The organism is Paenibacillus sp. MER 180, from assembly GCF_023713665.1.
Classification (GTDB): Bacteria; Bacillota; Bacilli; order Paenibacillales; family Paenibacillaceae; genus Paenibacillus_B; species Paenibacillus_B suaedae.
The window spans coordinates 1-519 of sequence record NZ_JAMAVT010000065.1 but is presented as its reverse complement, the minus strand read 5'-3'; the positions used below and the strand labels follow the sequence as shown (position 1 = coordinate 519).

Here is a 519-nt window from a genome sequence, read left to right as displayed (position 1 = left end):
CTACAATTGCACGATCATAGACGTCAATAATGGATTGTATGAAGAAAAATCGCTGTTCACCTGCTATATAACCGTACTTTATATCGGTTTCAAACAGTTGATTAGAATTCGTTATTGTTCGATTTGATGCAATCTTTTTCGGAAATCGAACTCGTTTCTGCCGTTGTGGCTTTAGGATCCCCAGTTCCTTACACAGTCGATATACTTTCTTCTTGTTTATACATAGCTTGTGCTGTTCTCGCAATGCTACCGTCAATTTACGGTAACCATAATTGGCTCCATCGCTAGCGATAAGATCCATGAGCCATTCTTTAATCTGTTCATCGGATATCGTGCTTCCATTTGTAAGCTGCGAAAATCCAGGTGCTGGGCGTCCCTCACTCACTAATTTGCTGCGTAATTGTGCTTTCTTATGATAGTAATAACTTGAGCGTGGAATGTTAGCTAGTCGCAGAATGAGCTGGACGCTATACCCTTGTTCAATATAGAAATCGGCTACTTCAATTTTTTCAGCAAGTG

The 519-nt window shown here is 40.3% G+C and carries 1 protein-coding gene; it reads right to left on the bottom strand.

Annotated features, from left to right (window positions below):
- On the bottom strand, positions 1 to 519 hold a 519-nt coding region (locus tag M3661_RS29835; protein ID WP_251491286.1), incomplete at both ends, for an IS3 family transposase.